The sequence below is a fragment of the Dactylosporangium sp. NPDC050588 genome, assembly GCF_040654975.1.
Lineage (GTDB): Bacteria > Actinomycetota > Actinomycetes > Mycobacteriales > Micromonosporaceae > Dactylosporangium > Dactylosporangium maewongense.
In genome coordinates, this window is record NZ_JBFAJA010000109.1 from 22,800 (window position 1) to 41,199 (window position 18,400).

20 protein-coding genes are annotated in these 18,400 nt (G+C 70.2%); 12 read left to right on the forward strand and 8 right to left on the reverse strand.

Annotation, left to right across the window (positions count from 1 at the left end; genetic code table 11):
* Window positions 1-9: 9 nt before the first annotated feature.
* Genes AB0I21_RS49500 through AB0I21_RS49510 form a run of 3 tightly spaced genes read right to left on the reverse strand, consistent with a single transcriptional unit; the run spans window position 10 to window position 2,306 of the window.
* Window positions 10-507 (reverse strand): hypothetical protein, encoded by a 498-nt coding sequence (locus AB0I21_RS49500; protein ID WP_360571789.1) that lies wholly within the window; start codon window positions 505-507, stop codon window positions 10-12.
* Between the two features lie 7 nt (window positions 508-514).
* Window positions 515-1,711, reverse strand: coding sequence for a toxic anion resistance protein (locus tag AB0I21_RS49505; RefSeq protein ID WP_360571791.1), 1,197 nt, complete (start codon window positions 1,709-1,711; stop codon window positions 515-517).
* Window positions 1,712-1,727: 16 nt separating this feature from the next.
* Window positions 1,728-2,306: a TerD family protein gene (locus AB0I21_RS49510; protein WP_344504625.1), complete on the reverse strand. Its 579-nt coding sequence runs from the start codon at window positions 2,304-2,306 to the stop codon at window positions 1,728-1,730.
* Here AB0I21_RS49510 and AB0I21_RS49515 point away from each other — a divergent pair.
* The 5 genes from AB0I21_RS49515 (at window position 2,305) to AB0I21_RS49535 (ending at window position 5,722) form a co-directional block, all read left to right on the forward strand.
* A complete protein-coding gene (locus tag AB0I21_RS49515) occupies window positions 2,305-2,439 on the forward strand; it encodes a hypothetical protein (RefSeq protein ID WP_344504626.1) in 135 nt (44 codons plus the stop codon). The two genes, AB0I21_RS49510 and AB0I21_RS49515, sit on opposite strands and share 2 nt — an antisense overlap.
* 188 nt (window positions 2,440-2,627) lie before the next feature.
* Entirely contained in the window at window positions 2,628-3,212 is a 585-nt protein-coding gene (locus AB0I21_RS49520; RefSeq protein ID WP_360571793.1) for a TerD family protein, read from the forward strand.
* A gap of 50 nt (window positions 3,213-3,262) precedes the next feature.
* Window positions 3,263-4,423 carry a DUF475 domain-containing protein gene (locus AB0I21_RS49525; protein WP_360571795.1) on the forward strand — a complete coding sequence of 387 codons (1,161 nt, stop codon included), beginning with the start codon at window positions 3,263-3,265 and terminating at the stop codon, window positions 4,421-4,423.
* A gap of 50 nt (window positions 4,424-4,473) precedes the next feature.
* Window positions 4,474-5,109, forward strand: coding sequence for a hypothetical protein (locus AB0I21_RS49530; protein ID WP_344504629.1), 636 nt, complete (start codon window positions 4,474-4,476; stop codon window positions 5,107-5,109).
* Between the two features lie 34 nt (window positions 5,110-5,143).
* Window positions 5,144-5,722, forward strand: coding sequence for a TerD family protein (locus AB0I21_RS49535; RefSeq protein ID WP_344504630.1), 579 nt, complete (start codon window positions 5,144-5,146; stop codon window positions 5,720-5,722).
* Between the two features lie 169 nt (window positions 5,723-5,891).
* Here the strand turns inward: AB0I21_RS49535 and AB0I21_RS49540 are convergent, their stop codons facing one another.
* Genes AB0I21_RS49540 through AB0I21_RS49560 form a run of 5 tightly spaced genes read right to left on the reverse strand, consistent with a single transcriptional unit; the run spans window position 5,892 to window position 10,646 of the window.
* Window positions 5,892-6,533, reverse strand: a complete 642-nt coding sequence (locus AB0I21_RS49540) for a hypothetical protein (RefSeq protein ID WP_360571798.1) — start codon at window positions 6,531-6,533, stop codon at window positions 5,892-5,894.
* Window positions 6,534-6,538: 5 nt separating this feature from the next.
* Window positions 6,539-7,369, reverse strand: coding sequence for a carbohydrate ABC transporter permease (locus AB0I21_RS49545; protein WP_344504632.1), 831 nt, complete (start codon window positions 7,367-7,369; stop codon window positions 6,539-6,541).
* Window positions 7,366-8,298, reverse strand: a complete 933-nt coding sequence (locus AB0I21_RS49550) for a sugar ABC transporter permease (protein ID WP_344504809.1) — start codon at window positions 8,296-8,298, stop codon at window positions 7,366-7,368. The genes AB0I21_RS49545 and AB0I21_RS49550 overlap by 4 nt, the downstream gene beginning before the upstream one ends.
* Window positions 8,299-8,335: 37 nt before the next feature.
* On the reverse strand, window positions 8,336-9,631 hold the full coding sequence (locus AB0I21_RS49555; protein WP_360571800.1) for an extracellular solute-binding protein: 1,296 nt from the start codon (window positions 9,629-9,631) through the stop codon (window positions 8,336-8,338).
* A 34-nt stretch (window positions 9,632-9,665) separates the two neighbouring features.
* Window positions 9,666-10,646, reverse strand: coding sequence for a LacI family DNA-binding transcriptional regulator (locus AB0I21_RS49560; RefSeq protein WP_360571802.1), 981 nt, complete (start codon window positions 10,644-10,646; stop codon window positions 9,666-9,668).
* A 145-nt stretch (window positions 10,647-10,791) separates the two neighbouring features.
* Here AB0I21_RS49560 and AB0I21_RS49565 point away from each other — a divergent pair, with 145 nt between their 5' ends.
* The 7 genes from AB0I21_RS49565 to AB0I21_RS49595 form a co-directional block, all read left to right on the forward strand.
* Window positions 10,792-11,997, forward strand: coding sequence for a Gfo/Idh/MocA family oxidoreductase (locus AB0I21_RS49565; protein WP_360571804.1), 1,206 nt, complete (start codon window positions 10,792-10,794; stop codon window positions 11,995-11,997).
* Window positions 11,990-13,426: a glucuronate isomerase gene (uxaC, locus tag AB0I21_RS49570; protein WP_360571806.1), complete on the forward strand. Its 1,437-nt coding sequence runs from the start codon at window positions 11,990-11,992 to the stop codon at window positions 13,424-13,426. Before AB0I21_RS49565 ends, uxaC begins: the two co-directional genes overlap by 8 nt.
* A complete protein-coding gene (locus tag AB0I21_RS49575) occupies window positions 13,423-14,715 on the forward strand; it encodes an enolase C-terminal domain-like protein (RefSeq protein ID WP_360571808.1) in 1,293 nt (430 codons plus the stop codon). The genes uxaC and AB0I21_RS49575 overlap by 4 nt, the downstream gene beginning before the upstream one ends.
* Window positions 14,703-16,007, forward strand: a complete 1,305-nt coding sequence (locus tag AB0I21_RS49580) for a mannitol dehydrogenase family protein (RefSeq protein WP_360571810.1) — start codon at window positions 14,703-14,705, stop codon at window positions 16,005-16,007. The genes AB0I21_RS49575 and AB0I21_RS49580 overlap by 13 nt, the downstream gene beginning before the upstream one ends.
* Window positions 16,004-17,020, forward strand: a complete 1,017-nt coding sequence (locus tag AB0I21_RS49585) for a Gfo/Idh/MocA family oxidoreductase (RefSeq protein WP_360571812.1) — start codon at window positions 16,004-16,006, stop codon at window positions 17,018-17,020. Before AB0I21_RS49580 ends, AB0I21_RS49585 begins: the two co-directional genes overlap by 4 nt.
* Window positions 17,008-17,352 carry a cupin domain-containing protein gene (locus AB0I21_RS49590; RefSeq protein WP_360571814.1) on the forward strand — a complete coding sequence of 115 codons (345 nt, stop codon included), beginning with the start codon at window positions 17,008-17,010 and terminating at the stop codon, window positions 17,350-17,352. The genes AB0I21_RS49585 and AB0I21_RS49590 overlap by 13 nt, the downstream gene beginning before the upstream one ends.
* 143 nt (window positions 17,353-17,495) lie before the next feature.
* Window positions 17,496-18,400 (forward strand): pectate lyase (locus tag AB0I21_RS49595; RefSeq protein ID WP_360571816.1); only part of this gene is annotated, 905 nt, incomplete at its 3' end.

Below are 18,400 nucleotides of genomic sequence, written 5' to 3' on the forward strand. Positions count from 1 at the left end.
CCTTGATGGTCACGGCAGGTCCAGGTCGGAGCCGGAGAACTTGGTGCGCAGGAAGTTGCCCTGGGTGGTGAGCGCGTCGCGGTCCTGGGCGCGCACGGCGACCAGGATGTTGGACGTGGCCTCCTGCAGCAGGTCGAGCTGCGTGAGCAGCTCGGGCACCGGGGCGGGCCGGTCGCGCATCGACGCCTCCAGGGTCAGGTAGCTGCGAAGGGTGGTCGGCAGGAAGTCCTCGACGGTGTTGCGGACCAGCAGCACCGCGTGGATGTCGAGCGGCCGGGTCGCCGACGTGTCCAGGATCTCCCGGAGCGTGTCGGTGAGCCAGCGCGACCGCACCACGGCCGCCGCCGGCAGCCTGGCCGCCTGCTGGTTGACGAAGTGCTCGGCGTCGGTGATCCGCTTGAGGATCTGGGTGGTGTCGCCGACCGGGTCCCCGGAGGAGTCCGCGGTGGGGGCGGCGGCAGGGGGCGGCGCCTCGTCGTCGTCCCCCCACCAACGTAGCCAGCGCACGGTGGGCTCAGCCGGTCTGCTGGCCGCGCAGCGTGCGCTCGAGATACGGCTTGGCCCGCTCGATCTGCCCCTCCAGGGCGTGGACCGTCTGCGCCATCGAGTCGACCGCCTGCGCGCGGAAGGTGTCGACCGCGTCCATGGTGGCGAAGACGTTGTCGAACGCCGCCTGGAGCTTGTTGATGTCGATGGTGGCCGACGCGGCCTGCTGGTTGATCGCCGCACCCTGCGTCTTGAGCTGCTGGGACGTCGCCTCGATGAGGTTCGAGGTCACCGTGTTGAGCTGGGTGATCTGGTCCAGCACGAGCTTCTGCCGGGCCAGGGCCTGCGACACGATCACCGCGATGCGCAGCGCCGCGATGGTGGTCGTCTGCGCCCGGTCGACGCCCCGGATGAGCTCCAGGTTGTTGCGCCGGACCAGGTCGAGGGCCATGTAGCCCTGCACGTTGACCGCCATCTGGGTCATGATGTCCTGCCGGCGCTGCCGGACCGGGAACAGCGCGTCGGAGCGCAGCGTCGCCGCGGCCTCAGTCTGACCCGAGGACTCCAGGGCCGACACCTTCGCCGCGATCGCCTCGTCGAGGGCCGCGGCGAGCTCGTTGTACTCCGCGAGGCGGCCCATCGTGGTCCACATGTTGACCTTTTCGGTCTCGATGGCCGCGTTGTCCTTGCGAAGGTCGTTCTGACCGGACTCCAGCGCGACGATGATCGCGTTGAGGTGCGACTGGGCCGACTTGTACTTGGCGAAGTACCGGTCGATCTTGTCGCCACCCGGCAGCCACTTCAGGACCTTCTGCACCCCGGTCAGGTCGGCCCGGTTGGGGTCCAGCTCGGTGATCGTGCTGCGCAGGTCGACGAGGGTGTTGGCGACCCTGACCTGGGCGTCGTCGGTGGCGGCGCGGCCGCGGCCCATCGCGGCGGCGGGACGCTCCAGCATGCGGTTGGACATCCCGGCCGCCGCGCGCATGTCCTGCTCGCCCATCGAGGTGATCGAGGCGACCTTCTGCTGGAAGGCGGGCGAGTTGGTGTCGATCGCGGCGAGCTCCTCGACGAAGGCGGCCGCCTTCTGCCGAAGCTCGAGCTGCTTCTCCGTCTGCACGGGCACGGCGCCGGCAGCCTGCTGCGGCTCGACGACCACGACCGGGGCGGGTGGGGTCAGCACGAGCGCGCCCTGTTGCGGGGCGCCACCAAGATCGAGCTCGGACATGGCAGGACCTCTCAGATCAGCCGACGTTGACGCCGAAGTCGCGGGCGATCCCCGCGAGGCCCGAGGCATACCCCTGACCGACGGCCCGGAACTTCCACTCGCCGCCGTGCCGGTACAGCTCGCCGAAGATCATCGCGGTCTCGGAGGAGGCGTCCTCGGTCAGGTCGTAGCGGGTCAGCTCGGCGCCGCCGTCCTGGTTGACCACCCGGATGAAGGCGTTGCGGACCTGGCCGAACGACTGGCCGCGCTGCGGGGCCTCGTAGATGGAGACCGGGAACACGATCTTGTGGCACTGGGCGGGCACCGCCGCGAGGTCCACGAGGATCTTCTCGTCGTCGCCGTCGCCACCGCCGGTGAGGTTGTCGCCGGTGTGCTCGACCGAACCCTCGGGGCTCTTCAGGTTGTTGAAGAAGACGAAGTGCTGGTCGGACAGGATCTTGCCGTTCTCACCGAGCATCAGGGCGCTGGCATCCAGGTCGAACTCGGCGCCGGTGGTGGCCCGCTCGTCCCAGCCGAGGCCGATCATCACCGCGCGGAGATTCGGCGCCTGCTTGGTGAGCGAGACATTGCCGCCCTTGGTGAGGGTGACGGACATGGAACTCTCCTCGCGCTCTCGTTATGGTCGTCAACCATGTCCGATCGGCCTGTCGGATATATTCATCCGGCTGATCGACGACACCGGAGCCGCCTTCAAAGCTAACGCGCTTCCGGCTACTGTCGAACATTGATCGAACAAGCCGGAGCCTACCCCAACCCTTCAAGCGGACGCGCCCGTAGGAACGGTGAACGCCGGCCCTTGCTGGCGGGCGGACGATACTGTCGGGCGGGCAACATCATGATCAGCCCTCGGCGCCGCCTGACGCCGGGGGAACCGCAGGCAAACCTGTAGTCAACACTGAATGACTGGGAGATCGGTATGGGCATCAGCCTGACCAAAGGTGGCAACGTCTCACTGACCAAGCAGGCGGGTCCCGCCGGTCTGACGGCGGTGACCGTCGGCCTCGGTTGGGATGTCCGCACGACGACCGGCACCGAGTTCGACCTCGACGCCTCCGCGATCGCCACCAACGCCGAGGGCCGGGTCTACTCCGACAAGCACTTCGTCTTCTATGGCAACCTCGCCACCCCGGACGGCCACATCCAGCACACCGGTGACAGCCTGACCGGTGAGGGCAGCGGCGACGACGAGCAGATCAAGGTCAACCTGGCCGGCCTGCCCGCCGATGTCGACAAGATCGTCTTCCCGGTGTCCATCTACGACGCCGACACCCGCTCGCAGTCCTTCGGCCAGGTCCGCAACGCCTTCATCCGCGTGTTCAACAGCGCCGACGGCGTCGAGCTCGCGCGGTACGATCTCAGCGAGGACGCTTCCACCGAGACCGCCATGGTGTTCGGCGAATTGTACCGCAATGGCGCCGAATGGAAGTTCCGCGCCGTCGGTCAGGGATACGCATCCGGCCTGCGGGGCATCGCCGGGGACTTCGGCGTCAACGTCGGATAGTAAGGTCGGCGCACCGCAACTTCCCTGATGAGCCCGAAACGGTGTGACAGATGTTCCTGAAGACATTCGGCTGGTCGCTGGCGGTCACCGTGGCGACACTCATTGCCGCCTTCTTTCTCGGTGGGCCTTCCGCGTTCCTGATCGTCGCGATCCTGTGCGTGCTGGAGATCTCGGTGTCGTTCGACAACGCCGTGGTCAACGCGACCGTCCTCGGGCGGATGAACGCCTGGTGGCAACGGCTGTTCCTCACCGTGGGTGTGCTCATCGCCGTCTTCGGCATGCGCCTGGTCTTCCCGCTGCTGCTGGTCGGCATCACCGCCCAGCTCAACCCGGTCGACGTCGTCCGGCTCGCCCTCGAGGGCGGGTCGGTCGACGAGCCCGGCACCTATGCCGCGCTGCTGCACGAGGCGCACCCGAGCATCGCCGCCTTCGGCGGCATGTTCCTGCTCGTGCTCTTCCTCGACTTCATCTTCGAGACCCGCGAGCACACCTGGCTGACCTGGCTGGAGAAGCCGCTCGCGAAGATCGGCAAGCTCGACCAGCTGTCCGTGGTCATCTCCCTGGCCGTCCTCGTCATCGTGGCGGAGACCCTCGCCAAGGACGTCGGCACGGTCATGGTCTCCGGCGTGCTCGGTATCGCCGTGTACATCCTGGTCAACAGCCTCGGTGAGCTCTTCGAGAACGCGGGCGGCCTCGGCGACGACGAGGAAGAGGACGAGGACGAGAAGGCCGCCGCGGGCATCCACGGCGACGCCGGCGACATCGACAAGGGCAAGTCCGGCGGCCCCAACGCCGTCGTGCAGGTGGCCGGCAAGGCCGCGTTCTTCCTGTTCCTCTACCTCGAGGTGCTCGACGCGTCGTTCTCCTTCGACGGTGTCATCGGCGCCTTCGCCATCAGCCAGAACATCTTCGTCATCGCCGCCGGCCTCGGCGTCGGTGCGATGTACATCCGGTCGCTGACGGTCTACCTGGTCCGCAAGGGCACCCTGAGCGAGTACGTGTTCCTCGAGCACGGCGCCCACTGGGCGATCGGCGCCCTCGCCGCGATCCTGCTGGTCGGGATCAAGTTCGAGGTGCCCGAGGTCGTCACCGGCCTGATCGGTGTCGGCTTCATCCTCGCCGCGTTCCTGTCCTCGGTGGTCCTCAACCGGCGCAACGGCGCCGCCGAGGCGGCCGAGGAGCGGGCCGAGAGCCTCGCCAGCCGTTCGTAACCTCCCGCAACTCAAACCCGCGTACCCCGTCCGGGAAGGCAGGCAACGCCGTGACGAATCCGAACAACCCGGTCTCGCTGTCCAAGGTCACGCTGACCAAGGCGGCGCCGGCCGTCTCGCTTGCCAAGCAGGGCGGGGCCGCGGGCATCCTCCGGGTCAACCTCAACTGGGCGCAACCCGCCGCCAAGGGCGGGCTGTTCAGCCGCAAGCCGAAGGGCGTCGACCTCGACCTCGGCTGCCTCTACGAGTACAGCGACGGCTCCAAGGGCGTGGTCCAGGCCCTCGGCGACTCGCTGCGTGACGTGCACACCCTGGGCCGCGACCCGATCTGCCGCCTCGACGGCGACGACCGGAGCGGCACCAGCACCGGCGGGGAGAATCTCTTCGTCGACCTGCGGTATGCGGCGAACATCCGCCGCATCCTGGTGTTCGCGTTCATCTACGAGGGCACCCCCAACTGGGCCGCGGCCCAGGCCGTGGTGACCTTGTTCCCGGTCGCCGGCCCCCAGCTGGAGATCCACCTCGACGAGCCGGACCCGGCCGCCATGATGTGCGCGATCGCCATGATCGAGGGCAACGGCAACGACGTGTCGGTGCGCCGTGAGGTCCGCTACATCCGCGGCGGCCAGCGCCTGCTCGACGAGACCTACGGCTGGGGCATGCGCTGGGCGGCCGGACGGAAATGACAGCTTCGCCGACAGCAATCGGGAAGGCATACGTATGGGTGTGAGTCTGAGCAAGGGCCAGTCCGTCTCCCTCGTGAAGGGTGGCGGCGGCACGCTCACCAAGGTCCGCATGGGCCTGGGCTGGGACGCGATGAAGAAGAAGGGCCTGTTCGGCGGGTTGAAGACCCAGTCGATCGACCTGGACGCGTCCTGCCTGCTGTTCGACAGCGCCAACCAGCTCGTCGACCAGGTGTGGTTCCGCCAGCTGCGCAGCAACGACGGCGCCGTCCAGCACACCGGCGACAACGTCACCGGCGCGGGCGAGGGCGACGACGAGAGCATCATCGTCGACCTGGTCGCGCTGTCGCTGAACGTCCGCACGCTGGTGTTCGTGGTCAACTCGTTCACCGGGCAGAGCTTCGCCCAGATCGAGAACGCGTACTGCCGGCTGGTCGACGAGACGAACGGCGCCGAGCTGGCCCGCTTCGACCTCAGCGGCTCGGGCCCGCACACGGCGCAGGTCATGGCCAAGGTCACCCGCGACCAGCAGGGCTGGACGATGACCGCGCTCGGCACCCAGGCCTCGGGGCGCACGTTCCGCGACCTGCTTCCCGCGGTCGCCGGCCACCTCTGATCGAAACCGTCACGACGCCCGTTCCGCGAGACCGCGGGGCGGGCGTCGCGCGTTTCCGGATACCCCGCCGGAGGCCGGAAACCACCCCGCCGGAGTCCGGAAATGACGCCGCCCGTGCACGGCGGAATCCGTACACGGGCGGCGGCGGAAATGCGACAGGGAAAGCGATTCAGCCCCGCACCGGGGACGGCCCGGAAACCGTGACCGGCTCGGAATCCGGGGCCGGCTCGGAATCCGGGGCCGGCTCGGAAAGGCGGCGGGCGGCGATCACGTGCACCGCGAACAACAGGTAGCCGACGAGCAGCGGGGCCGTCACGGGAATCATCGCGCCGATCACGGCGGCGATGGATGACACCCCGGCCACCATCGCCGCCGTGAGCGGTTGCCGCCACACGGTGCCAGCCGCCCAGCGCAGTGCACCGGACCACGAATCGTGGTGGGCCAGATGCACGACGCCGAGAGCGCCGGCGGCGAGCAGTGCGGCGGCGACGGCGCCGGTCGCCACGAGCACGGGCAACCCGCCCGGGACCCGGCCTGAGGCGACGGCGCCGAGATTGAACAGCAGGAGCCACGCGAGGGTGGCGGCCGCGACCGTGCAGACGGCGCCGGGCAGCAGCGAGCGCACGAACACCCGCCACAGCCGGGACGGCCGCACGGCGGAGCCCTCGATGACGTCGCGGACGGCGACCGAGCCCGCGTGCACGGCCGCGCCGGCGGTGAGCACCGGGAGGCTGCACACCGTGACGGCGATGCCGACCAGGGCGAGGTCGGCCGCCACCGTGACCGTCTCCGTGAACCCGCGACGCGCCACCGCGCTCACCCCTTCAGGCCGGAGGTGTTGATGCCCTCGACGAGCATCTTCTGGAAGGCGAGGAAGAACAGGAAGACCGGCAGCAGCGACAGGACCGACATCGCGAACATCGGCCCGATCTCCGACTGGCCCTGCGAGTCGATGAAGAGCCGCAGCGCGACCGGCACCGTGTACTTCGGCAGGTCCGACACGTACACCAGCTGCCGGAAGAAGTCGTTCCAGGTCCAGATGAACGAGAAGATCGCCGTGGTCACGAGGGCCGGGCGGCTCAGCGGCAGGATCACGTTGCGGAACACCCCGAACGTGGTGCAGCCGTCGATCTTCGCGGCCTCGTCGAGCTCGCGGGGGATGCCGCGCATGAACTGGACCATCAGGAAGACGAAGAACGCCTCGGTGGCCAGGAAGTGCGGCAGGATCAGCGGCAGGTACGGGAACTCGCCGCCGACCAGGTCGAGCTGCCGGAACACGATGAACTGCGGGACGATCAGCACGTGGCCCGGCAGCAGCAGCGTGCCGACCATGACCGCGAACCAGGTGGCCCGCCCGCGGAAGCGCAGCCGGGCGAAGGCGAAGGCGGCGAGCAGGCAGGACAGCGCGTTGCCGACCACGACCAGCAGCGACACGATCGTGCTGTTGAGGAAGAACCGGCCGAAGCTGGTGTCGAGGTGCGACCAGCCCTTCGGGTAGTTGCCGGGGGTGAACGACTCCGGGATGACCCCGGCGTTGCTCAGCATCTCCGGCTGGCTCTTGAGCGAGCTGCCGAGCACCCAGAACAGCGGGTAGAGGATGACCCCGAGCAGCGCGAGGATCACCACCGTGCGCAGGATCGACTTCATCGCTCATCCCCGTAGTGCACCCAGAACCGGCCCGTGCTGAACAGCACGACGGTGAGCAGGCCGACGGCGAGCAGGAACACCCACGCGAGCGCGGAGGCGTAGCCCATCTCGTAGTCGGTGAAGCCCTTGATGTACAGGTAGAGCGTGTACATCAGGGTCGAGTCGACGGGCCCACCGGTGCCGCCGCTGATGACGAACGCCGACGTGAAGCCCTGGAAGCCGTGGATCGTCTCCAGCACGAGGTTGAAGAAGATGACCGGCGACAGGATCGGCAGCGTGATCGACCGGAACTTGCGGAACGCGCCCGCGCCGTCGACCGACGCCGCCTCGTACAGCTCCACCGGGACCTGCTTCAGGCCGGCCAGGAAGATGACCATCGGCGCGCCGAACTGCCAGATCGCCAGCAGGATCAGCGTGCCGAGCGCGTAGTCGGGGTCGTTGACCCAGCCGGGCCCGGCGATGCCGAACACCGACAGCAGCTCGTTGAACGAGCCGTCCCGGCTGAACATCGACACCCAGACGATCGCGAGGGCGACGCTGCCGCCGAGCAGCGACGGCAGGTAGAACAGGCTGCGGTACAGCCCGACGCCGCGGACGGCCTTGTTGAGCAGCAGCGCGACGCCGAGCGCGGCGCCGAGCTTCAGCGGCGTCGCGATGACCGCGAACAGCACCGTGACCTGCACGGCGTGCCAGAACGTCGGATCCTCGGTAAACATCCGCTGGTAGTTGTCGAACCCGACCCAGTTGAGCTCGGACCAGTCCGACAGGATGTCGTAGTCGGTGAAGCTCAGCACCAGCGACATCAGCATCGGGATGGCCGTGATGGTGGCCAGCCCGACGAGCCACGGTGTCAGGAAGAGATAGCCGGCGAGCCCTTCACGACGGGGGCCCCGCGGTTCGATGCGGGGCCCCTTCGCCGCTCGGTGCAAAGGTGCCGGCGCGGTGGTCAGCGCCACTGGAAGAGCCTCACTTCGAGATTGCGGACTTCGCGGCCGTGATGAAGGCCTCGGCGGCCTGCGCGGGGGTGGCCTTGCCGGCCTGCACCGACTCGGCGGCCTTGATCAGCTCGGAGCGCAGCGTGCTGTGCCCCTTCAGCGGGACCTGCGGCGAGGGCCCGAACGTCTTGCCGAGCGTGTTCTCCACCTCGATGGAGGTCTTCATCGACGCGTCGGTGACGGTGCCCAGCACCGAGGCGCGGATGTCGAGGTTCGGCGGCAGGCCGCGGTCGGTGCCGAGGACCTTGCCGACCTCCGGGTCGTTGGCGAGGAAGTTGATGACGTCGACCGCCACGTCCTTCTTGTCACTGCCCCGGTAGACGGAGAAGTAGAGCGCCGCGCGGGCCCACTGCGCCTTGGGGTCGCCGGGGTACGCCACGACGCCGAGCTCGTCCTTGGTGTTCTTCTGCAGCTCGGGCAGCTGGTTCACCCACACCCACGAGGTAAGCGCTTTCCCGGTCACGACGAGTTGCTTGGTGATGTCTGTGGCGTTGCCCTCGCGGATCACGTCGGCGGTCGGGGTGGCCTTGCGGTCCCGGGCGCCCTTCCATAGGTCGAACCAGGCGGTCACGTCCTGCGCCGTGAAGCCGAGCTCCTTGTCCTTGTACAGGTCCTTGTTCTGCTGGCGCAGCCAGATCCAGAACGCCTTGTAGTCCGCGCTCGGGTCCTGCGTGCCGGGGACCTTCGTGGCCGTGGTCGCCGCCGCGGCCCAGTCGACGAACGCCTCCCACGTCATGCCGGTGGTCGGCAGCGGCTGGCCGGCCGCGGCGAGCTTGGTCTTGTTGAACACCAGGCCCTGCGTGTTCTCGCCGAACGCGACGCCGGCGAGCTTGCCGTCCACGACGCCGTACTTCCACAGGCTCTCGGGGAACTTCGACGTGTCGAGCTTGTTCGACTTCTGGTACGACGTCAGGTCGAGCGTGACGTTGCGCGACGCGTACTCGGTGAGGAAGTTGTCGTCGATCTGGAAGATGTCTGGTGCGTCGTTGCCCGCGGTGAGGGTGGCGAGCTTGTCGAAGTACCCCTGGTTGGCCTGCCACGTCTTCTTGAACGTGACGTTGGGGTGCTTCTTGGTGTAGAGCGCGAGCGCCTCTTCGGTGAGCTTGGCACGGGCGTCGCCGCCCCACCAGAAGATGCTCAGCTCGACGGGCTTGGTCGAGTCGACCGCTGGTGCCTCGCCGCCGTCGTCGCCGCAGGCGGCGAGCGGAGCGAGCAACACTGCTGCGACGGCGGTTGCCAGAAGTCTACGGCGGGGTGTTCCGGACATGGCGTGTCACTCCCTGACGGTGGAAGTCTCGGGATCAATGTGGGTTGGGCCCGGTCGAGTCGCGCACGATGAGCTCCGTCTGGAGCGTCACCAGCGCGTTCGTGCGGCGTTCGTCGTCGTGCTGCAGGAGCATGTCGACGGCCGCCCGCCCGGCGGCCGCGGTCGGGGTGGAGACCGTGGTCAGCTTGGGGCGGATCAGACGGCTGAGCGAGATGTCGTCGATGCCGACGACGCTGAGCTCACCCGGGACGCTGACGCCCCGGTCGTGGAGGGCTTCGAGCAGTCCGATCGCCATGAGGTCGTTGTAGGCCAGCACGGCGGTCGCTCCGGTGGCCAGCACGGCGTCGCACGCGGCGGCGCCGGCGGCCTCGGTCGGTTGGTGCGGTCCGAGCACGTTCAGGTTGGCCCCGGCGGCCTTCGCCGCGGCCGTCGCGGAGCGCCGGATCTCCCGGTTGGTCCATGAGCCACGCGGCCCGCCGAGCAGGGCGAGGTCGGTGTGGCCGAGACCGACGAGGTGCTCGATCGCGGCCTTCGCGCCGTTCGACACGTCCATCACCACCGCGGGGAGCCCCTCGACGGCCCGGTTCACCACGACCAGCGGCACCTCGCGGCGCAGCTTCTCGATCAGGTCGTTGCTCATGCGCGGGCTGCACAGCAGCACGCCGTCGACCTGCTTGGCGAGGGCCTGGACGAGCTGCTCCTCCATGACCGGGTCCTCGTTGGTGTCGGCGACGAAGAGGTGGTAGTCCCGCTGCCGGGCCTGCGACTCCGCCGCCTTGATCAGTGGTGGGAAGAACGGGTTGGCGATGTCGGCGACGATCAGGCCGATGTTGTGCGTCCGCCCGGTGATGAGCGCGCGGGCCGCACGGTTGGGCCGGTAGCCGAGGCTCTCCGCGGTGGAAAGCACCCTGCTCCGGGTGTCGGGGTTGACCAGATGCGGTGCTGAGAACGTGCGCGACACGGTGGAGACATGGACGCCGGAGGCGCGGGCTACATCTCGAATAGTGGCGGGCACGGAGCAATTAATGCAAACGGTTGCTGCCGTGTCAACGCCTGTGAATGCAGAAATCCAGGGGTATTGACCCGAAGTGTGGCGGTGGAGCACAGTGTCGCTGCAACCCTTTGCAGTCACCTGCAGCAGTTCCAGGGAGCGACAACCGATGCACACCCGCTACGCGATCGTCGGCACCGGATCGCGCGCTGAGATGTTCACGCGCGCACTCACCGGGCCGCATCGCGACACCTGCGCGCTCGTCGCGCTCGCCGATCCGGAGCCGCACCGCCTCGCCGTGCACAACGCGCGGCTGCCGGCGCCGGTCCCCACCTACCCAGCCACCGAGTTCCGCCGCATGCTGCACGAGGAGAAGGTCGACGTCGCGATCGTCACCACCGTGGACCGGGTCCACGACGAGTACATCGTGGCCGCTCTGGAGTCCGGCTGCGACGTGCTCACCGAGAAGCCGATGACGGTCGACGCGCAGCGCTGCGCCAGAATCCTCGACGCGGTGCGGCGAACGGGCCGCCGCGTCCGGGTGACCTTCAACTACCGGTACAACCCACTCCATGAAACTTTCAAGCGACTGATCGCGTCGGGCGAGATCGGCGAGGTCGGATCCGTGCACTTCGAGTGGCTGCTCGACGTGCGGCACGGCGCCGACTACTTCCGCCGCTGGCACCGCGACAAGGCCAACTCCGGCGGCCTGCTCGTGCACAAGTCCGGGCACCACTTCGACCTGGTCAACTGGTGGCTCGACGACGAGCCCGCCGAGGTCTACGCGCAGGGCCGGCTGTTCTTCTACGGCGAGGCCGGCGCCGGCGCCGCGGCGCCGCGGGACCGGTTCGCGCTCGGCAGCGACCCGCACCGCGACGAGCTCTACACCGGCACCAGCGACGGATACCAGCGCGACCAGGACGTCTTCGCGCCCGGCGTCACCATCGAGGACGACCTCGCCGTCCTCGTCCGCTACGCGCGCGGCGCCACGATGACCTATCACCTGACCGCCTACGCCCCCTGGGAGGGCTACCGGGTGATGTTCAACGGCAGCAAGGGCCGCCTCGAGCTGGAGGTGGTCGAGAGCGACCACGTCGCGGCCGGGGCCACCGGGCTCATCAAGGGCGACGAGCCGGGCCGGGCCACGCTGCGCGTCCATCCACATTGGAGCGAGCCGCGCGAGATCCCGATCCCTTACGAGCGGGAGGGCCACGGCGGCGGCGACGCCCGAATGCTCGCCGACCTGCTCGGTGAGGGCCCACCGAGCGGCGTCGCCGCCGCCGAGGCCGAGGACGGCGCCCGCGCGCTGCGCATCGGCCTGGCCGCCAACGAGTCCATCGCCCTCGGACTGCCCGTCAGGATTCGCAATGACTAAGACGCTGCTGCACGACGACCAGCTGCTGCCCGCCGAGCCCGGCCTCCGGTCGATCGCGCGGGAGCTGTACCGGCACGCGAAGGACCTCCCGCTCATCAGCCCGCACGGCCACGTCGACCCGGCGATCATCGCCGACGACCGGCCGTTCCCCGACCCGGCCAGGCTCATCGTCGTGCCCGACCACTACGTGACCCGGATGCTCGCCAGTCAGGGCATCGCCCCGCACGAGCTCGGCGTGCCGACCGTCGACGGCAGCCCCACCCAGACCGACGGGCGCACCATCTGGCGGCTCCTCGCCGCCAACTGGCACCTGTTCCGCGGCACCCCGTCGCGGCTGTGGACCGAACGGGTCCTCTGCGACGTCTTCGGCGTCACCGTGCCGCTGCGCGTCGACACCGCCGACCTCGTCTACGACCTGCTGTCCGAGCGCCTCGCCGACCCCGCGTTCCGGCCGCGGGCGCTGTTCGAGCGGTTCAACCTCGAGGTCCTCGCCACCACCGAGTCGCCGCTGTCGGACCTCAACGCGCACGCCAAGCTCGAGGCCGACGGCTGGGGCGGGCCGGGCGGGCGGGTCATCACCACGTTCCGCCCCGACGACGTCGTCGACTTCGACTGGCCCGGCTGGGCCGGCCGGATCGAGCAGCTCGGCGTGACCACGTTCCCGCAGTTCCTGGAGCGGCTGCGGGAGCGGCGGCAGGCGTTCATCGCGGCCGGCGCCACCTCCAGCGACCACGGCCACCCGACCGCGGCGACCCTGGCGCTGCCGGCCGCGCACGCCGCCGCGCTGTTCAACAAAGCCCTCACCGGCAAGTCCGACAGCCGCGACGCCGAGCGCTTCCGCGCGCACATGCTCGTCGAGTTCGCGCGGATGTCCGTCGAGGACGGCCTCGTCATGCAGCTGCACCCGGGCGCGTTCCGCAACCACAACACCGCGCTCTTCGCCCGGCACGGCCGCGACGTCGGCGGCGACATCCCCTCGCCGACGGAGTACGTGCGCTCGCTGAAGCCGCTGCTCGACGCGTTCGGCACCGACCCGCGCTTCCGTGTCGTGCTGTACACGCTCGACGAGACGGTGTTCACCCGGGAGCTGGCACCGCTCGCCGGCGGCTACCCCGCGGTGTTCCTCGGCGCGCCCTGGTGGTTCCTGGACAGCCCCGAGGGGCTGCGCCGCTTCCGGGAGACGGTCACCGAGACGGCCGGCTTCGCCAACACCGCCGGGTTCGTCGACGACACCCGCGCGTTCTGCTCCATCCCCGTCCGGCACGACGTCGCCCGGCGCGTCGACGCCGGGTTCCTCGCCCGGCTCGTCGCCGAGCACCGCCTGCCCCTGGACGAGGCCGCCGAGACGATCGCGGACCTCGCCTACCACCTGCCGAAGCGCGTCTACGCGCGCACCGTCGGCGCCCGTGTCGCTGAAGGAGCACAATGATCACCGGGTTGACCGTCCACGACGTCAGGTTCCCCACCGCCGCGGCGGGTGACGGGTCCGACGCGATCAACCGGGGCGACTACTCCGCCACCTACGTCGAGCTCACCACCGCCGAAGGCGTCACCGGCACCGGTCTCACGTTCACCAACGGCCGCGGCAACGAGATCACCTGCGCCGCCGTCGAGGCCCTCAAGCACCACGTCGTCGGCCACACCGTCGAGGAGCTGTGCACCGCCGAGGGGTCCCGCACCCTCACCGCCGACGTGCAGCTGCGCTGGCTCGGCCCGGAGAAGGGCGTCATCGCCCTCGCCGCCGGCGCCGTCCTCAACGCCGTGTGGGACCTGCGGGCCCGCCTCGCCGGCAAGCCCATGTGGCAGCTGCTGGCCGAGCTGCCGACCGCGGACCTCCTCGCCGCCGTGGACTTCCAGCACATCACCGACGCCCTCACCCGCGACGAGGCCGCCGCCATCCTCGACAAGGGGCTGCCGGAGTACGAGGAGCGCCTCGCCCACGCGCGCGCCGCCGGCCTGCCCTCCTACACGACGTCGGTCGGCTGGCTCGGCTACCCGGACGACAAGGTCCGCGCGCTGACCCGGCAGGCCGTCGCCGACGGCTGGACCGCGGTCAAGATGAAGGTCGGCGGCGCCATCGACGACGACGTGCGCCGCGCCCGGATCATCCGGTCCGAGATCGGCCCCGACGCGCTGCTCATGCTCGACGCCAACCAGGTGTGGGACGTCGACGAGGCGATCGCCAATCTCGGCCGGCTCGCCGAGGTCGACCCGTACTGGATGGAGGAGCCGACCCACGCCGACGACGTCCTCGGCCACGCCCGCATCCAGCGGGCCCTCGACGGGATCACCGGCGGCCGGTGCCGCGTCGCGACCGGCGAGGTCGCCGCCAACCGGGTCATCTTCAAGCAGCTGCTGCAGGCCGACGCGATCCGCGTCATGCAGATCGACGCGTGCCGGGTCGCCGGCGTCGGCGAGGTCCTCGCCGAGCTGCTCATGGCGGCGAAGTTCGGCGTGCCGGTCTGCCCGCACGCCGGCGGCGTCGGACTGTGCGAATACGTGCAGCACCTCGCGTTCTTCGACTACCTGCGGATCACCGGCAGCATGGAGGGCCGGATGGTGGAGTACGTCGACCACCTGCACGAGCACTTCACCGACCCGGTCACCGTCGTCGACGGCCGCTACCGGCTGCCGGTCAACCCCGGGTACAGCGTCGAGCTGCGCCCCGAGTCGATCGCCGAGTTCTCCTTCCCGGACGGGCCGGCATGGCGCGCCTGAGCCTCGCGACGCCCCTGAAGGTCGAGCCGCTCGTGCGGCCCGGCGACGTGGGCGCCGGCATCCTCCACTTCGGGCTCGGCGCGTTCCACCGGGCGCACCAGGCCGTGTACATCGAGGACGCGATCGCCAAGGGCGGCGGCGACTGGGGGATCGTCGGCGTCGCGCCCAGCTCCCGGAACGTCCTGGAGGCGCTGCGCGCGCAGGACATGCTGTACAGCGTGCTCACCGTCGACGGGCCGGACGCGAGCGCCCGGGTCGTCGGCGCGTTCGACAGCGTGCTGCACGCCGGGTCCGAGCCGGGTGCCGTCCTCGGCCGCATCGCCGACCCGGCGATCAAGGTCGTCACGTTCACCGTCACCGAGAAGGCCTACGCGCCCGGCTCCGCCGTGCTCGACCTGCTGGTGCGGGGGCTGCGGCTGCGGGAGACCCCGCTCGCGCTCGTCAGCTGCGACAACCTCAACGGCAACGGCGAGCTGCTGCGCGGCCTCGTCGGCGACGCACTGCAGGACCCGGACGTCATGGAGCTGCTGAGCTTCCCGGGCACGATGGTCGACCGGATCGTCCCCGCCAGTACACCGGAGACCCTGGCGACGGTGGAGTCCCTCATCGGCGCCAGGGACGAGGCCGCCATCGCCGCCGAGCCGTTCCGGGAGTGGGTCGTGCAGGACGACTTCCCGGGCGGGCGGCCCGCGCTGGAGCTCGCCGGCGTCACCCTCACCACCGACACCGCACCCTACGAGCTGCGCAAGCTCCGGGCGCTCAACAGCGTGCACTCCGCCCTGGCATACCTGGGCGTCCTCGCCGGCGCGCAGACCATCGACGCCGCCCTCGCGCTGCCCGGCTACCGCGCGGCGATGGAGGCGTTCATCGAGTCCGACATCGCGCCGACGCTGTCGCTGCCCGTTCACGAGTACGGGCAGCAGGTCCTCGCCCGCTTCGCCAACAGCGCGCTGCGCTACCGCACGCTGCAGGTCGCCGGGGACGGCAGCCAGAAGCTCCCGCAGCGCCTGCTCGGCACCGTCGCCGACCGGCGCGCCGCGGGGGAGGTGCCGGTGTATGCCGCGCTCGTCCTCGCCGCCTGGATCCGGTTCGTCGGCGGCCGCGCCGACGACGGCACCGAGCTGCCCCTCAACGACCCCCTGGCCGACCGGCTGCGGGGCGCGTCCACGGAACAGCGGCTCACCATGCTGTCCCCGGGGCTCGCCGACGACGCCCCGCTGCGCGCCGAGATCGAGCGGTGGCTGCGCGACCTGGAGCGGCACGGCGCCGCGGCCACCCTGGCGGCCCTGTGAGCGCCACCCCGACGATCGCGCTCATCGGGGCGTCCGGCCACGGGCGGCGGCACCGGCAGAACATCGCCGCGCTCGGCGACCGGGTCCGTCTCGTCGCCCTCGGCGAGGTCCAGCCGATGTTCGGCGAGGAGCTTCCCGTGTACGACGACCACCGGCTGCTCCTCGCCGAGCACAAGCCGGACTACGTCGTCATCTGCACCCCGCCGCACACCCACCTGGGGATCGCGCTGGACGCCGTGCACGCCGGCGCGGACCTGCTGCTGGAGAAGCCGCCGGTGCTCGACGTCGCCGCGCACGAGCGGCTGTCCGCGGCGCTCGCCGCGACCGGGCGGCGCTGCCAGGTCGGGTTCCAGGCGCTCGGCTCGCCGACCCTGCCCGCGCTCGCGGCGCTGGACCTCGGCGAGCTGACGCACATCGCGGTCGCCGGCGCGTGGTGGCGGCCGCTGTCGTACTGGGCGCGTTCACCGTGGTCCGGCCGGCGCGCCGTCGACGGGGCCCTCGTGAACCCGTTCGCGCACGCGCTCATGCAGGCCCTCGCCATCGGCGGCGTCCGTCCACCGTGGACCCTGGAGCTGGAACGCTTCCGCAGCAGGGACATCGAGGTCGAGGACACCGCCGCGCTGCGGCTCACCCCCGCGGAAGGGCCCGTCGTCACGGTCGCGGTCACCCTCGCCTCGACCGAGTTCATCGCCGGCGACATCACCGTCACCGGCACCCGGGGCACCGCCCACGTGGTGTACCCGGAGGACCGCCTCGACGGCGCCGTCCTGCCCGGCAGGGTGTCGCTGCTGGAGAACCTGCTCTCCGGCGACCCCTTGCTGGCGCCGCTGGCGCGGACCCTGCCCTTCACGACCCTCGCCGAACAGATCATGGCCGCACCCGACCCCGTGCCGCTCACCGGCGTGGCCCACGACGACGGCGTCGCCCTGCCCGGCATCGCCGACCTCGTGCGCGCCGCCGCCGCGCGGCACGCACTGCTCACCGAAGTAGGAGACCTGCCATGCGCAAGCTGACCGTCGCCGACCTGCCCGACGGCGGGACCCCCGCCACCCTCGCCGCGATCGGCGCCGGCTGGGGTCCTGTCATCCGCGGCGGCATCAGCCGCTACGACGACGCCGGCCACCGCACCCACGCCGAGTCCGACCGGCACACCCACGACGTCCCCGAGATCTTCACCATCGTGCAGGGCAGCGGCCACGTCGAGATCGACGGCGCGCGGGCGGACACGTTCCGCGCCGGTGACCTGCTCATCATCCCGCCCGGCGAGGACCACCACCTCGTCAGCGACGGCGACGTCCCCCTGGTTTTCACGTGGATGCACCTCGGGAAGCTTGACCAGGCATAGGTGCCGGTCTACGTTGCTACTAGGAATGCGCTTTCCTGAGCCGTTCCGTACAGCGCGCATCGGCTGACCCGCCCAGTCCGCCCACAGAGCCGTACACCCCATGCACGCGGCGCCCCCACCGATCTCCTTTCCGGAGGCATCGCATGGAACCACCCCGCAAGCACCGGCGCCGCCGGTGGCCGATCCTGGCCGCCGGTGTCGCCGCCTTCACCGCCGTCGCCGCGATCAGCACCCAGGTCGCGTTCGCCGCGACGCTGTTCAGCGACACGTTCGCCGACGGTAACACCAACGACTGGTCGAAGTCCGGCGGCACCTGGTCCGTCGTCGACGGCGCGATGCAGCAGAGCAGCGCGGGCAGCGAGAACGCCCGCAACTTCGCCGGCAGCACCTCGTGGACCAACTACACGGTCACCGCCCGGGTGAAGCCGCAATCCCTGGCGTCGAACGGGTTCGTCGGGCTGCTCGCCCGCGCGAAGAGCTCGACGACCTTCTACCGGCTGGCGCTGCTGCCCGGCGACTCGGTGCAGCTGCAGGCCGTCAACAGCGGCTCGGTCACGGTCCTCGGCTCGGCCAGCCGCACGGTCAGCACCGGCAGCTGGTACACCCTCGGCATCACCGTTTCGGGCAGCAGCATCACCGGCAAGGTCGACGGCGCCACCATCGCCACCGGCACCAGCTCGGTGGCGGCGACCGGCCGGATCGGTGTGCAGACCGGCTACGCGTCGGCGTCCTTCGACGACGTGACGGTGACCGACGCCGCCGGTCCTGGAACCAGCAACAGCCCCACCACGCCCGTTCCGACGGTCTCCGACACCCCGCCGACGTCGTCGTCCCCGCCGCCGCCCAGCAGCGGCTGGCCGACGAAGACCGGCGACGCGAGTGTCAGCGGCACGATCAAGGTGTCGGGCACGCTCGACGGCGGGATGAAGCGCTACTGCTGCATCGGCGACGGTGGGCAGAGCGAGAGTCAGGACCCGATGTTCGAGCTGGCCAACGGCGCGACCATCAAGAACGTCATCATCGGCGCGCCGGCCGGTGACGGCATCCA

Bases quoted from the DNA above. Each gene is read 5' to 3' on its own strand.
- AB0I21_RS49510 (WP_344504625.1), bottom strand. From the start codon at position 2,306: ATGTCCGTCACCCTCACCAAGGGCGGCAATGTCTCGCTCACCAAGCAG.
- AB0I21_RS49545 (WP_344504632.1), bottom strand. From the start codon at position 7,369: ATGAAGTCGATCCTGCGCACGGTGGTGATCCTCGCGCTGCTCGGGGTC.
- AB0I21_RS49580 (WP_360571810.1), top strand. From the start codon at position 14,703: ATGGCGCGCCTGAGCCTCGCGACGCCCCTGAAGGTCGAGCCGCTCGTG.
- AB0I21_RS49555 (WP_360571800.1), bottom strand. From the start codon at position 9,631: ATGTCCGGAACACCCCGCCGTAGACTTCTGGCAACCGCCGTCGCAGCA.
- AB0I21_RS49525 (WP_360571795.1), top strand. From the start codon at position 3,263: ATGTTCCTGAAGACATTCGGCTGGTCGCTGGCGGTCACCGTGGCGACA.
- AB0I21_RS49515 (WP_344504626.1), top strand. From the start codon at position 2,305: ATGGAACTCTCCTCGCGCTCTCGTTATGGTCGTCAACCATGTCCGATC.
- AB0I21_RS49590 (WP_360571814.1), top strand. From the start codon at position 17,008: ATGCGCAAGCTGACCGTCGCCGACCTGCCCGACGGCGGGACCCCCGCC.
- AB0I21_RS49505 (WP_360571791.1), bottom strand. From the start codon at position 1,711: ATGTCCGAGCTCGATCTTGGTGGCGCCCCGCAACAGGGCGCGCTCGTG.
- AB0I21_RS49535 (WP_344504630.1), top strand. From the start codon at position 5,144: ATGGGTGTGAGTCTGAGCAAGGGCCAGTCCGTCTCCCTCGTGAAGGGT.
- AB0I21_RS49575 (WP_360571808.1), top strand. From the start codon at position 13,423: ATGATCACCGGGTTGACCGTCCACGACGTCAGGTTCCCCACCGCCGCG.
- uxaC (WP_360571806.1), top strand. From the start codon at position 11,990: ATGACTAAGACGCTGCTGCACGACGACCAGCTGCTGCCCGCCGAGCCC.
- AB0I21_RS49520 (WP_360571793.1), top strand. From the start codon at position 2,628: ATGGGCATCAGCCTGACCAAAGGTGGCAACGTCTCACTGACCAAGCAG.
- AB0I21_RS49565 (WP_360571804.1), top strand. From the start codon at position 10,792: ATGCACACCCGCTACGCGATCGTCGGCACCGGATCGCGCGCTGAGATG.